At 68.3% G+C, this 12,852-nt stretch carries 11 protein-coding genes and 1 pseudogene; 7 read left to right on the top strand and 5 right to left on the bottom strand.

The features are described 5' to 3' along the window. The first annotated feature begins 18 nt into the window (after positions 1–18). Positions 19–1,347: an LLM class flavin-dependent oxidoreductase gene (locus IRT45_RS18750; protein WP_194807141.1), complete on the top strand. Its 1,329-nt coding sequence runs from the start codon at positions 19–21 to the stop codon at positions 1,345–1,347. Between the two features lie 27 nt (positions 1,348–1,374). Here the strand turns inward: IRT45_RS18750 and IRT45_RS18745 are convergent, their stop codons facing one another. Both IRT45_RS18745 and IRT45_RS18740 read right to left on the bottom strand, forming a co-directional pair. Next, positions 1,375–2,751: a lipase family protein gene (locus tag IRT45_RS18745; RefSeq protein ID WP_309241046.1), complete on the bottom strand. Its 1,377-nt coding sequence runs from the start codon at positions 2,749–2,751 to the stop codon at positions 1,375–1,377. Continuing rightward, positions 2,748–2,963, bottom strand: a complete 216-nt coding sequence (locus IRT45_RS18740; protein ID WP_194807140.1) for a hypothetical protein — start codon at positions 2,961–2,963, stop codon at positions 2,748–2,750. The genes IRT45_RS18745 and IRT45_RS18740 overlap by 4 nt, the downstream gene beginning before the upstream one ends. Positions 2,964–3,203: 240 nt before the next feature. Between IRT45_RS18740 and IRT45_RS37005 the strand changes: the two are divergent. From IRT45_RS37005 to IRT45_RS18730, 3 genes and pseudogenes are all read left to right on the top strand, one after another. Beyond that, positions 3,204–4,604, top strand: a pseudogene (locus IRT45_RS37005) (MFS transporter); the annotation flags it as partial. Positions 4,605–4,628: 24 nt separating this feature from the next. Beyond that, positions 4,629–5,543 (top strand): collagen binding domain-containing protein, encoded by a 915-nt coding sequence (locus IRT45_RS37000; RefSeq protein ID WP_228534589.1) that lies wholly within the window; start codon positions 4,629–4,631, stop codon positions 5,541–5,543. A gap of 174 nt (positions 5,544–5,717) precedes the next feature. Further along, positions 5,718–6,494 (top strand): ATP-binding protein, encoded by a 777-nt coding sequence (locus IRT45_RS18730; protein WP_194807138.1) that lies wholly within the window; start codon positions 5,718–5,720, stop codon positions 6,492–6,494. On the opposite strand, the gene IRT45_RS18725 is transcribed toward IRT45_RS18730, so the two are convergent. From IRT45_RS18725 to IRT45_RS18715, 3 genes are read right to left on the bottom strand one after another with little or no spacing between them, the layout of a single operon-like run. Further along, positions 6,487–8,352, bottom strand: coding sequence for a CheR family methyltransferase (locus tag IRT45_RS18725; protein ID WP_309241045.1), 1,866 nt, complete (start codon positions 8,350–8,352; stop codon positions 6,487–6,489). The two genes, IRT45_RS18730 and IRT45_RS18725, sit on opposite strands and share 8 nt — an antisense overlap. A 20-nt stretch (positions 8,353–8,372) precedes the next feature. Continuing rightward, positions 8,373–9,410, bottom strand: coding sequence for a chemotaxis protein CheB (locus IRT45_RS18720; protein ID WP_194807137.1), 1,038 nt, complete (start codon positions 9,408–9,410; stop codon positions 8,373–8,375). A 9-nt stretch (positions 9,411–9,419) separates the two neighbouring features. Then, a complete protein-coding gene (locus IRT45_RS18715) occupies positions 9,420–9,938 on the bottom strand; it encodes an STAS domain-containing protein (protein WP_194807136.1) in 519 nt (172 codons plus the stop codon). A 286-nt stretch (positions 9,939–10,224) separates the two neighbouring features. Between IRT45_RS18715 and IRT45_RS37785 the strand changes: the two genes are divergently transcribed. The 3 genes from IRT45_RS37785 to IRT45_RS18700 all read left to right on the top strand — a co-directional run bounded on the left by IRT45_RS37785 (position 10,225) and on the right by IRT45_RS18700 (position 12,829). Further along, positions 10,225–11,433 carry an alcohol dehydrogenase catalytic domain-containing protein gene (locus IRT45_RS37785; protein WP_194807135.1) on the top strand — a complete coding sequence of 403 codons (1,209 nt, stop codon included), beginning with the start codon at positions 10,225–10,227 and terminating at the stop codon, positions 11,431–11,433. A gap of 137 nt (positions 11,434–11,570) precedes the next feature. Next, positions 11,571–12,083, top strand: coding sequence for a hypothetical protein (locus IRT45_RS18705; RefSeq protein WP_194807134.1), 513 nt, complete (start codon positions 11,571–11,573; stop codon positions 12,081–12,083). A 35-nt stretch (positions 12,084–12,118) separates the two neighbouring features. Further along, entirely contained in the window at positions 12,119–12,829 is a 711-nt protein-coding gene (locus tag IRT45_RS18700; RefSeq protein ID WP_194807133.1) for a hypothetical protein, read from the top strand. Positions 12,830–12,852: the final 23 nt, after the last annotated feature.

Genomic DNA, 12,852 nt, shown 5'->3' with positions numbered 1-12,852 from the left:
TCGGACGGGTGTGCTCGTATGAGTGAACGGCAATTGCATCTGAACGCCTTCATCTATCCCGCGGGCCATCACGAGGCCGCGTGGCGGCATCCCGACAGCAGGCCCGACCGGATCTACGACGTGACCTATTACCAGGAGATCGGCCGCACCGCCGAGGCCGCCACCCTCGATGCGGTGTTCTTCGCCGACGGCCCCGCGCTGCGCACCGATGTGCGTTACAACGCCGCGCCCGGTCTGGAACCGATCACGCTGCTGACCGCGATCGCCGCGGCCACCACGCGTCTGGGCCTGATCGCGACCGCGTCCACGACCTATTACGAGCCCTACAATCTGGCCCGGCTGTTCTCCTCGCTCGATCACATCTCGGGCGGGCGCGCCGGATGGAATATCGTCACCACCGGAACCGACCTCGCCGCAGCCAATTTCGGTCTGGACCGCCACCCCGATCACACCGAACGTTATGCGCGCGCACGGGAATTCGTCGACGCGGTCGTCGGATTGTGGAACAGCTGGGACGACGATGCGGTGCTCCTCGACCGTGCCGCCGGCATCTACGCCGATCCCGACAAGATCCATCGCATCGATTTCCGCGGCGAATATCTGCGCGTACGCGGACCGTTCAACGCCGCGCGCACTCCGCAGGGCCATCCCGTCCTGGTGCAGGCCGGCGCCTCCAACGACGGACGAGCGTTCGCGGCCCGCTACGCCGAGGCCATTTTCACCGCCCATCAGCGGCTCGAGGACGCTCAGACGTTTTACGCCGATATCAAGCGCCGGGCCCGGGATTTCGGCCGCGATCCCGAGCATGTGAAAATCCTGCCGGGTATCAGCCCGTTCATCGCCGATACCGAGGCGCGGGCGAAACAGCTGCAACGCGAATTCAACGAGCTGACCGTGCCCGAATACGGTCTCGGCCAGCTGGAAAGCCTCGCCGGGGAATCGCTGCGGAATCTGGCGCTCGACGAGCCGGTGCCCGCCGCATTGTTCGCCGACGCGGGCGATGTCACCGACAATGCGGCCAGCCGCCGGCAGGTGATCGCGGGCATCGTCACCCGCGAGCAGCCCACACTGCGCGGACTGCTGCACCGGCTGGCGGGTGCCCGCGGGCACCGGGTCTTCGCGGGCACGCCCGAACAGGTCGCCGACACCATCGAGGACTGGTTCCGCCACGGCGCCGCCGACGGCTTCAACGTCATGCCGCCCTACTATCCGGGCGGACTCGAGGTGTTCACCAGCACCGTGGTGCCGATTCTGCGCAGCCGCGGGCTGTTTCGCACCGAATACACCGGCACCACGCTGCGTGACCACTTCGGATTGCCGCGACCCGGTTCGGCCGCGGCGAACTGACGCGAAAATCGTTGTGCTACATCGTTTTCAGCGGACGGGGCATTCGTTCGGCGCGGGGACACCGGCCAGTCGCTGATCGAGCCAGTCGATCGCACCCGGGAATCCGGCCATGAGGGTGATCGAATGCTCGCCCAGTACGCTGCGGAAGACGGCGGGCACGCCGCGAGCGCACTGCGCGCGGAACAGATCGGTCGACTCGACCTCGGGAATCCAGATGTCGAGCAGGCCGTGGTAGATGTACAGCGGCGCAGCGGATTTCCGGTCGCGCAGATCGGTGGCTGCGAACAGCGCGCGGGCTGCCTCGGTGTCGAGCGGATGGGCGGTGTCGGTCGCCAGCTCGATCGGCACGCCGGTCACACCGAGTGGTCCGTTGCTGTCGCCGCAGGTGTCCTTCACCGGGGAGGTGGCCAGCCACTCCCCCAGATGGTTCAGCTGATCCAGCAGTTCCGGATGTTCACGGGCGAAGGCCAGCGCGACGACCATCAGAATTCCCGACGCGATATTGCCGTTGAAATGACGGGCCACCTCGCTGTAATCGGTGGCCAGACCACCCACCGACACCCCGACGATCGACCCCGCCAGCTCCGGCGCGTACTCGCCGAGCAGCATATCCGCCGCATAGGCCGCGATCGCCCCGCCGGAATAGCCGCCGATCGCGAACTTACCGTCTCCCAACGTCTTCGGTTCGACCGTCCGCACCGCGCGCATCGCGTCCAGGATCACGTGCCCGGCGACATGCGGTTCGGCATAGGCCATCCACGGGCCCTCGTGGTCGGGAACGAGAACTCCGTACCCGTGCGAGAGGGCCCACCATGTGGTCGGCGGGAAGAGATCACCCGCGCTGAATTTGGGATGCAGTCCGTGCGCCATCGCATAGCCGGGGGTGCAGCGCAGGCCGAGGGAATTGATCGGAATGGCGTTCACCAGCACCGATCGCTGTCCTGGACCGGTCCAGCTCGCGGCGGGAATCAGCAGGGTCGCCGTGCCGAACGAGGGCGCACCGGTCGCGCCCGTGGAGCGGAATTTCAGCAGCAGCGCGCGGGCGATCGGCACCACCGCCAGCGGCGCGGCCGTGGCGGTCACATCGCGCACCTCGATCGGATCGCCGGGACGCATGGCGTCGAGTCCGGCGGGCCACTGATCGAACAGCGGATCGCCGGCCGGCGGCGACAACACCGACCGCCACAGCGCGGCGAGTTCGGGCCGCAGTTGGGCGTTGGGCGGCGAGGACGCGGGCGGCAGGTTCGGCGCCGGGATCGTCCGATCGATCCACTGCTGCCACTCGGTCGAGTCCGTGGGCGCCGGGCCGTTGTCCGCACGACCGAGCGCTGGGCGAACGGTCATCGACGCCAGCAGGGCGCATGCCGCGAGCACGACGATCAGCAGCGTCCGGGCTCGTTTCACAGCAACCTCCACAACAGATCGACCAGCCCCGTGCCGGGGCGGTAGTGACTGGAGCCGAGATCGGGTTCGAAGTACCCGCCGGGCACAACGATATCCCCAGCTGACGGCACCTGCGCGCAACTCACCGCCGTGCCGCCGACCGCGTCGGCCACGACGATGCCGGCGGCGCGAACGGCCGCCGGGAGGAACCGCCGGAAAGGTTGGGATGCCACACCGAAAGTCACTGTGCCCCTTTGTGAATGACTGCCCCGACGCAGGCACACCATATGGTCGGCGGATACGCAGGAGAGCCGATCGGGCCGCGGTCGTTCACAACTCACGAAGCCGGAGCGCCGATATGGGTGCCCGGCACAACGGACCGATCGGTGAAACGGGCGATTTTCATCAAATGTGCATGATGCACTTCATATGTATGATGCAAACGTCGGCTCGTGATACTCGAGGAGTAGGGCGTGGAGAAAGCACATACCGCCGGGCGTTCCGGCGCGATACTGGCGGTGCTGGCATTCGCCGGCATCGTCGTCTCGCTGACGCAGACGGTGGTCGTGCCGTTACTCGGCCAGCTGCCGCAAATCCTGCACACCAGCTCCGCCAACGCCACCTGGGTGGTCACCGTGAGCCTGCTGGCCTCCGCGGTCACCACACCGGTGTCGGGACGATTGGGCGACCTCTACGGCAAACGCCTCGTGCTGCTCGGCTCGACGGTGCCACTGCTGGTCGGATCGGTGATCTGCGCGGTGTCCTCCTCGCTGTGGCCGATGATCGTCGGGCGCGGTCTGCAGGGTATGAGCGCCGGCATCGTTCCCGTCGGCATCGCCGCACTGCGCGATCTGCTGCCGCGCGAGCGCCTCGGATCGGGTATCGCGCTGATCAGCTCCTCGCTCGGTATCGGCGGCGCGCTGGGACTGCCGATGGCGGCCGCGGTCATCCAGTACTCCGACTGGCGGGTGCTGTTCTGGACGATGGCCGCGCTCGCGGCGGTGATCGGCGTCCTGATCTTCACCCTGATTCCCGCCACCCCACCGACTTCCGCTGCCACCGGACGGTTCGACGTCCTCGGCGCCCTCGGCCTCGGCGTAGGCCTGGTGTGCTTGCTGCTCGCGGTGTCCAAGGGGTCGAGCTGGGGTTGGGGCAGCGGTCTGACCATCGGCTTGTTCGTCGCCGCCGTCGTCGTCCTGCTGCTGTGGGGCTGGTGGGAACTGGCCGCCCGCAACCCCCTCGTCGATCTGCGCGTCACCGCACGACCGCAGGTACTGCTGACCAACGCGTCCTCGATGGTCGTCGGCATGGCGATGTACGCCCAGTCGCTGGTGGTGCCGCAGCTGTTGCAGCTGCCGAAGGCCACCGGGTACGGACTCGGGCAATCGATGATGGCCATGGGCCTGTGGATGGCACCGGCCGGACTCATGATGATGCTGGTCTCCCCCATCGGCGCCAAACTCTCCGCCCGCAGCGGACCCAAGATCACCCTGATCGTCGGCTGCGTCATCATCGCCGCCGGATACGGATCCTCGATGGCGCTGATGGGCAGCACCTGGGGCCTGCTGATCGTGACGCTGATCATCAACACCGGCGTCGGATTCGCCTACGGCGCCATGCCGGCTCTGGTGATGGCCGCGGTGCCGCAGTCGGAGACCGCCGCCGCCAACAGCTTCAACACGCTGGTCCGCGCGATCGGCACCTCGGTCGCGGCCGCTGTGGTCGGCGCGGTGCTGGCGCAGATGACGATCTCGCTCGGCGGGCATGCCGTGGCCAGTGAGAGCGGATTCCGCGTGTCGCTGCTGATCGGATGTGGCGTGGCCGTGGCCGGTGCACTGGTGGCGACGTTCATTCCGGGGCATCGGCCGGCCGCGATCGCCGCGACCGCAGCTGTGGATATGGATGCCGAGCACAGTTCGCACTCCGCTGAACATGCGGTCGCGTCGGAGTCGGACGCGGTGCAGCGCAACGGTTTTGCGCAGACGCCGCGCCGACCCGCTGTGTCCGGACCGGTCGCGTTCGGTCGTGTCCACGACTCCCGCGGTGCGGCGCTGCCGGATGCCGTGCTGACCCTGATCTCGATGTCGGGCCGCCAGATCGGCCGGTCGCTGACGGATGCCGAAGGCTACTTCGAGCTCGCCGCCCCCGAACCCGGCTCGTACGTGCTGATCGCCTCGATCGACGGGCGCCGCCCGGACGCGTCCACGGTGCAACTCGCCCATCATCCGGTGCCCTGCGACATCGTGCTCACCGCGATGGCCGGACTGGCCGGCACCGTATCGCGCGGCGACGACGGCACCGCCATCGCCGGCGCGCGGGTGTCGGCCCTCGACGCACGCGGTGAGGTGCTCTCCTCCGCCGCCACCACCGACGACGGCACGTTCGGCCTCGCGGAACTGCCCGAAGGCGACTTCACGATCGCGGTGAGCGCCAACGGCTTTCACCCGACCGCGCTTCCGGTGCGAGCAGGTGGCAGCGAGACACCGCGCCTGGACGTCACGCTGCGCCCCTGCGCCCGCCTGCACGGCGTGGTGCGCGGACGCGACGGCCGTCCCCTGCCCGACGCCCTGGTCACCCTCACCGACTGGGACGGCACCGTGATCGACACCATGGTCACCGGCCTCGACGGCGCCTACACCTTCGCCGACCTGCACGACGGCACCTACACGGTGGTGGCGAGCGGTTACGCACCGGTGCACACCCCGGTGGTGGTCGGCGCCGACGCCGAGGAGCTGAATGTGGAACTGGGACACGATAACTCGCGCGACCTGGGATCTGCCGACCAGCTGACGAGCCGGTATTCGGGCAACTAGGTTCCGTCGCGGCCTCCGCATTCCTCCGCGAGGCGGGCTCAGCGCTCGAAAAGACGAGTTTCGGCGGCGCCCGGACGGGTAGGGTCGGAATATGTGCAGTACGCACTTGGCAACGGCTGCCGGTCGTCCCGTGGGCGCGGCTGCCGGGGTGACGGCGCTCGAATGCGACTCGCCATGACTACCGTTCCGCCCATCTGCTGGGAACCGACGGAAATCGACCGCTGTGTGGTGCTCGACCCCGATATCACGCTCGACGCCGTGACGTATCGCCGATTCACCGACGACCTCGTGAAGTTCGTCGTCGAACAGCCGCGTGCGGTCATCGTGTGCGTCGACCGCATGGCAATCGCGTCCGAAACCGTCCTCACCGCGTTCACCAGCGCCTGGTTGCGCACCGCGAACTGGCCGTGTGTGCCCATTTTCCTGGTCGCCGAGGACGACGAACTACGCCGCCGGCTCCGGCGCAGCGCGATCCGCCGCTTCCTGGCGGTGCAACCGAGCGTCGCCGCCGCCGTCGCCGCGGCGGCCGAGCCGCCGATCCGGCGTCGGGCCGCCATGACCATGGCGTTGTCGCCGGTCACCGGCCATCGGGTGCGCCGGCTCATCGATGAGGTCTGCGTCGAGTGGGGCATCGCCGAGATCAGCGAGGCCGCGCAGATCATCGCCACCGAATTCATCGACAACGCCGACCTGCACGGCCATTTCACCGGCGTCCCCGATATCGACGTGCGGCTGGAATATCGCGAAGACCTGCTCACCATCGCGATCGCCGATCCCGACCCGCACGAAGCCGTGCTGCGCGAGCCCGAACCGGGCTCCGCCGGACGCCGGCTGCACGGCCTGCACATCGTGGCGGAACTGGCGTCGGCCTGGGGGTGCGCGCCGCGGTGGCCGACCGGCAAGGTGGTGTGGGCGACGCTGGCGACCACGCGGAACCGGCAGGTCAGCTGACCGCGGCCTCCGGCTCCACCGGCTCCATGACCAGAATCGCGCCCGACGGTTTACCGCTGCGGTCGGTGAGCGATGTGCAGACCACCCGGATCACGACCGCCCGGCCGCGCCGGTTGACACTGTCGAGACGAACCTCGCGCTCGTAGGCGGCGTCGGACAGCGCGGGCCGCACCACCGGCCGCAATTCCGAGACCGGAAGGCCGATATCGAGGTTGAGCAGATGTTCGCCCTCGGCCTCCTCGGGCCGCAGGCCCCACAGATCTTCCGCACCCGCGTTCCAGACCACGATTCGCATGGAGGTGTCGACCACGGCGACACCCGCGTGCCAGGAACCCATGATCGAGGCGAAGAATTCGTTCACGTCGTCGAGTTCGGTACTGCGCTCCCGCAATTCGGTATTGATCGTCTGCAGTTCGTCATTGGTCGACTGCAGTTCCTCGTTGGTGGTCTCGAGTTCCTCGTTCGTGGACTGCAGTTCCTCGTTGGTCGTCTCGAGTTCCTCGACGGTCGACTGCAATTCCTCGTTGGTGGTTTCGAGTTCCTCGTTGGTCGACTGCAATTCCTCGTAGGCCGACTCCCGTTGTTCGTTGGCATGGTGCAGTTCGGACAGCAACCGGCGCGTAGCGCTGACATCGTGAAAGACCAGTGAGATCCCGATGGCCACATCGTCTGCCAGCAGCGGCGAAACGTGCACCTCGAGTGCCAGCACTTCCCCCGGCCCGCGCTGCCACTCGACATCCTTGACCCGCACCGCCCGGCGGTCGGCGCGCACTTGATCGATATAGCCGCGCAATTCCAAAGGGCGGTAGGACAATTCGAGATCACGCAGCGGCCGGCCCACATCCCGGTCCGTCAGGCCGAACAGATGCTTACCCTGGTCGTTGGCCAAGACGATCACATCGTCTCGGCCGAGCACCACCTGCGCGACCGGGCCCGCGGAAAAGGCCAGGGCGCACAGGGATTCGATCTGGTCGGTGTCGCGGCGATCATGCATCAGGGTGCGCCCGAACACGGAGCCGACATCGACCCGCGCGGCCGGAACCTTGCGGAATATCCGTCGCTTGAGGTCCACGGCGTCGAAGATGCGGCTGTGGCTCAGCAACATCTCGGCCTTGCCCAAGAACAGCAGTCCCCGCTGCGATAGGGCGAAATGGAATTTGTCGAGCACCTTGGTCTGCGTCTCGGCGTTGAAATACATCAGTGTATTCCGGCACGCCAGTAGATCGATCCGGGAGATCGGCGCATCCTGTACCAGGTCGTTGCGACCGAAAATCACCGAGCGCCGCAGATCCTTGCGGAATCCGTATCGCCCCGAGGCCGGTTCGAAATACCGCTGGATCAGGTCCGCGCCGAGCGGGCTGATCTCCTTCTCGGTGTAGGTGGCGTGCCGCGCGACGCTCAGGGCCTCCTCATCGACATCGGTGGCATAGATCTTGACCCGCTGCCGGAATTCCTCGATGCCCATCGCCTCCGCCAGCACGATGGCCAGGCTGTAGGACTCCTCGCCGGAGGCACATCCTGCGCACCAGACCCGAATCGGTTCCTCGGGGCCCCGCTCGCCCAGCATCGTGGGAATGATGTCGGACTGGAGATAGTCCCATGCGTCGGGATCGCGGAAGAATCCCGTCACGTTGATCAGAATGGTGTTGAACAGCGCGACGAATTCGTCCGCATTGGCCTGCAGCACGTCCAGGTATTCGACGTAATCGCTCACGCCGAGTTGGGACATGCGCCGGTCCACGCGTCGCATCAGGCTGCTGCGTTTGTAGCCGGTGAAATCGAATCCGCGAGCTTCCTTCAGATACTGGAGGATCTCCTCGAATCCGCGGGCACTGCCGGGTGCCTTGTCCTCGTCCACCCGATCAACCTACCGCTCCTTCAGTTCGTGGAACGGTCGACGAGCAGCTTACGCAGCGTTTCGATCGCGGCCGCCTGCTCGGCGCCCTGATCCCGATAACGCTGGGCCAGCCGGTCGTCGCCGTGGCGGGCGGCATCCTCGGTCATCCGCTCGGCCAGCCGCTGTTTCTCCTCCAGAGCGCGCAGCGCCGTCCACAGCGCCTTGTCGACCTCGACCTTCTGCTGGATCAGCAGAGCCTCGGCGGTCCACGCGTGGCCGACGCGGCACCGGTAGCGGCCGCTGTCTTCGAGCACATAGAGAACACCGTTGCAGTCCGGGCAGGTGAGTCCGGACGGCCGGGCCATCGCCGCCACGCCTTCGTCACCGGGTACGCCGCCGGCGTCGATACTCGCTTCCAGACGCTGCAGGTCGGACGCGTCCGGCGGGTCGGGCGCGCGGTGCCGAGTGCGGAGCCGTTCGGCGACGGCCTTGCCGAGCTCCCGCGCCGGGAGCACCACATCGACTGCGACGGAGTCCAATACGCTCTGCGGCATACCACGGTACAGCGCGTCGTGCGGCTCCTGCGCGGCCACCACACCCCCACGGTGGGACATCAATGCGGCGCCCGCGGTCCCGTCGTCCAAGGTCCCGGACAACACGACGCACGCCACCCGCGGCGCCCACGACATGGCCGCGGACCGGAACAACGCGTCCACGCCCGGCCGATGACCGTTCTCGGTGGGCCCCCGCGACAGATGCAGATGGGTCGACGTGACGACCAGATGGCGATCGGGAACCGCCACGTACACCACACCGGACCGCAGTGGCATCCCGTCGGCCGCGGCGACGGCCGGAAGCGGTCCGGTCCGGTTCAGAATGGCGGGCAGCGCGCTCGCGCCGTGCGGCGGCATATGCAGGACAACCGCGACCGCGGCGTCGAGATCCGGCGGTAGCCCGCCGACGAATTCGCGCAGCGCTTCCACACCGCCGGCGGACGCACCGGCGACGATCAGATCCTGTGGTGGCCGCGTCGCCCCGGCCTCCGATTCGGGCCGGTCGCCGACCAGGGATTCGTCCATGAGGCGCGATCACTCGGCTTTCGGACAGGCGGTCCGGACCGAGGGCCGGCTGCGACCGCGAGACGACACGGACGGGGCACCCGATGCCGGCTGCGGGGGGCCGACGGGCCCCACCGGCCCCAGTGCCTCCACGACGGTGCCGTACAGCGGCACATGGGCATCGATATCGCCGGCGTCCACCATGCGGGCGACCGTCGGACTGGTACTGACGAGCGCAAGATCGACCGGAAGCCGGTCGGCCTCCTCGGCGAGGACCGCCAATGCGCGCCAGCCGAGAAACCTCAATCGCGTCGTATCGATCACCAGATGACCGCCGGCGCGGCGCGCGACCGCCGCACCCGAACGGATGTGCTCTCGCCACACGGCCAGCGCCGCGGTGTCGGCCTCACCGCGGAAGCACAGAATCGCGGCATGCGAGCGTTCCCGGACGACGGCCCTCAGATCAGGCCGCGGGACGCCCTCGGCGTGCGCGGCCACGCCGAACAGCGGCCCCGACCCCGGTTGCGACTCCCCTTCGCTCGGAAACATCTCTCCTCCAAGCAGTTTCGAATACGGCCCCGCTCGCCACGCTACCCCTGCGCCGGAAGCGGACCCACCTTCCTTTGTAACAGAGAACCGGGCCCCGGGTGGTCGCCCGAGCGGCTGTGCGAGCGCCTCGACGACGCCTGTTCACCGCATACCCGGCGGGTGCGAATCGAACCGTTTTCGCACGAGCCGCGCCGGAATACCTCGGCGCCCCCGGGGTAGGGCGTCCAGTGACCGGCCCCAGCGCCCGCCACGAGTACACATCCGACCCGGCTATCGAGGAGTGAACGTGAAAGCAGTTGTCTGGCACGGCGTCGGCGATATCCGTCTCGACGTCGTCGACGATCCGAAGATCCAGGAACCCACCGACGCCATCGTGCAGATCACCTCGTCCGCGATCTGCGGTACCGATCTGCATCTGGTGCGCGGCACGATGCCCGGCATGGTGCCCGGCACCGTCCTCGGCCACGAGGCCGTCGGCACGGTCGTCGACACCGGTTCGGCGGTGCGCGGATTCGCGCCGGGCGATCGCGTGGTCGTGTGCTCCACGGTGTCGTGCGGGCACTGTGCGTACTGCCGCAGCGGCTATACCGCTCAATGCGATACGGCCAATCCGAACGGCCCGCTGGCCGGCACCAGCTTCTTCGGCGGTCCGGAGACCACCGGACCGGTCGACGGCCTGCAGGCCGAGTACGCACGCATCCCGTACGCGAACAACACCCTGGTCAAGGTGCCCGAAGGTGTCTCCGACGACCAGGCGATCATGGTCTCCGACGTGCTGCCGACCGGCTGGTTCGGCGCCCGGCTCGCGCAGGTCAGCGAGGGCGACACCGTGCTGGTTCTCGGCGCGGGCGTGGTCGGGCAGTGCGCGGTCGCATCGGCCTTTCGGCAGGGCGCCGGCCGGGTGCTGGTCGTCGACGGGATCGCCGACCGGCTCGAGACCGCACGCGCCCAGAACGCCGAACCGATCGACTTCCACCGGGAGGATCCGGTCGAGGTGACCCGCGAACTGACCGGCGGGATCGGCGCCGATCGCGTCATCGACGCGGTCGGAGTCGACGCCCAACGGCCCGAGCAGGGACCGGCGGCGGACCACCTGCCGGTCGAGACCGACGTCTTCGAGGAAGAACGCCGGCTCGCCGCACCCGAGGGCAATACCGATTCCGGTCAGTGGCTGGTCGGCGACGCACCGAGCCTGGCCGGGCGCTGGGCGGTGCAGGCGGTCGCCAAGGCCGGTTCGGTGGGGGTGATCGGCGTATACCCGCCCACCTTCGACCGATTCCCGCTCGGGGGCGTCCTCAACCGCAATCTCACCGTGCAGGGCGGCAACTGCAATCACCATCGCTATGTGCCCGGTCTGCTCGACAAGGTGGGGCGCGGCGATCTCGATCCCACCCGGTTCATCACCCAGCACGCGGAACCGCAGTCGATGATCGACGCCTACGAGGCCTTCGATCTGCGCCGGACCGGCTGGCTGAAAACCGTGGTGCCGATGTAGATCTCTCCGCCTGATCACTCCGACCGCCCCCGCGCCGGCGCGAAGCGCGGGTGGTTAATGTACGGACGGCTCGTGAGAACCCTCGGTTCACCAACCGAGAGGGCACGGGCGATATCAGGCATCGAGAAAGAAGAATCATGCGTCACGTCATTCGCGCAGCCGCGATCGCGGTTCTCGCCACATCCGCCACGATCGGCATCGCCGCTCCGGCCTTCGCCGAGTCTGGGTCGCCCGCGACCGCCACGGTCGCGGGCGAACAGGGCACACCGGCCGATCCGGCCGACCCCGCCGGTACACCGGTCGATCCGACCACCGAATATCTGAACGCATTCGACACCATCGCCGGTGCGTGGGCCAACGACTCGACGGTCGGCCAGGTCGTGGGCACGGCGGCCGGCCTGGCCGTCGGCTGTCCCCTCGGCGCCATCACCGGCGGCACGCTGACCATTCCGGTGCCGGTGCTGACCCCGATCGGCATCGTGGGCGGATGCATTCTCGGCGCGGGCACACTCGGTTTCCTCGGTGGCATGGCCGGCGGCATCGTCACCGGCGGACCGGGCCTGGCGAACGCGGTGGGCGACCAATACAACTCGCTCCATTCCAAAGGCCTGATCGCACAGTCGATGCCGGCCGACGCCAACGCACGGTAATCGACACTCGCCCACCGATCAGAGCGGAAGAATTCATGAAGACCACCACCCGGACCATCGCCGTATCCACCCTGCTGGCCACCGCCGTCGTCGCGGCGGCCGGGGCCGCCCAGGGCGAGACCGTCGCCCCCGCACCCGTTGCCCCGCAATCGAATTGGACCAGTACCGACCTGGGTGCCGGCATCCACTACCAGGACGATACGACCACCGGCACCGCGGCGCTACAGACTCCGCTCGGCGCGGTGGCGGTGCGCCCCGGACAGTTCGACATTCGCGACGGCGCCGGTAGGACACTGCTCGGAACTCCGATCGAGGTTCCCGCGACCGCCGACTCCGCCCCGCCGGCGACGCCGTCCCAGACCGTCGCCGGTACCGTGGAAACCACTGCGGCACAGCCCAATCAGGTCGCCGACACGCAGCTGTCGGACCTCAACCAGGCCGTCGCGGCGGCCGGACCGCACATGGGTCTGGCGATGGCGGTCGGCGGTATCGCCGGCTCGGTGATCGGCGCGGCCATCGGTTGCCCGCTGGGTATCGCCACCGGGGGCACCCTGATCTCCGTCGCCACCGCCGGCACCATGACCGTCCCCGCGATGGCCGCGGCCTGCCTGGTCGGCCTGGTCGCGGTGGGCGGTCTCGGTGCGAGTGTCGGCGGAATCGCGGTCGCCATTCCGGTCGGAATCGCCGCGGGCACACAGAAGTACAACCAGCTGCAGGCCGAACACGCCCAGGGCGTCACGCACTGAGCCCTCGCCGTGCCCGGCTCTCC

Source organism: Nocardia sp. BSTN01, from assembly GCF_015354405.1.
Classification (GTDB): Bacteria; Actinomycetota; Actinomycetes; order Mycobacteriales; family Mycobacteriaceae; genus Nocardia.
The sequence above is the reverse complement of the archived record's forward strand: the minus strand, read 5'-3'. Positions and strand labels throughout refer to the sequence as shown.

What these genes read in the sequence shown, in the direction of transcription:
- IRT45_RS18705 (WP_194807134.1), top strand. Translation starts at nt 11,571, where the DNA reads ATGCGTCACGTCATTCGCGCAGCCGCGATCGCGGTTCTCGCCACATCC.
- IRT45_RS18700 (WP_194807133.1), top strand. Translation starts at nt 12,119, where the DNA reads ATGAAGACCACCACCCGGACCATCGCCGTATCCACCCTGCTGGCCACC.
- IRT45_RS37000 (WP_228534589.1), top strand. Translation starts at nt 4,629, where the DNA reads ATGGATGCCGAGCACAGTTCGCACTCCGCTGAACATGCGGTCGCGTCG.
- IRT45_RS18720 (WP_194807137.1), bottom strand. Translation starts at nt 9,410, where the DNA reads ATGGACGAATCCCTGGTCGGCGACCGGCCCGAATCGGAGGCCGGGGCG.
- IRT45_RS18715 (WP_194807136.1), bottom strand. Translation starts at nt 9,938, where the DNA reads ATGTTTCCGAGCGAAGGGGAGTCGCAACCGGGGTCGGGGCCGCTGTTC.
- IRT45_RS18730 (WP_194807138.1), top strand. Translation starts at nt 5,718, where the DNA reads ATGACTACCGTTCCGCCCATCTGCTGGGAACCGACGGAAATCGACCGC.
- IRT45_RS18750 (WP_194807141.1), top strand. Translation starts at nt 19, where the DNA reads ATGAGTGAACGGCAATTGCATCTGAACGCCTTCATCTATCCCGCGGGC.